The 277-nt window shown below is 68.2% G+C and carries 1 protein-coding gene; it reads left to right on the forward strand.

What is annotated here, in order from left to right; translation table 11 throughout:
* The coding region (locus tag ACLQ2W_RS34005) for a beta-ketoacyl synthase N-terminal-like domain-containing protein (RefSeq protein WP_425792010.1) at positions 1-277 on the forward strand (277 nt) is incomplete at both ends.

A 277-nucleotide genomic window follows, 5' to 3' on the forward strand; every position in this document is an offset into this window, starting at 1 on the left:
CGCGGGAGGCTGTGGCGATGGATCCGCAGCAGCGGTTGTTGTTGGAGGTTTCCTGGGAGGCGTTGGAGCGGGCGGGGGTCGACCCGTCGGGGCTGCGCGGCTCGGACACCGGTGTGTATGTGGGTACCACCGGTCAGGACTACGTCTCGGTGGTTGGTGGTGCGCAGACCGGTAGTGAGGGGCATCTGCTGACGGGGAATGCGGCGAGTGTGATGTCGGGGCGGGTGGCGTACGCGCTGGGTTTGGAGGGTCCGGCGGTGTCGGTGGATACGGCGTG

This window comes from Micromonospora sp. DT227 (assembly GCF_049841835.1).
Classification (GTDB): Bacteria; Actinomycetota; Actinomycetes; order Mycobacteriales; family Micromonosporaceae; genus Micromonospora.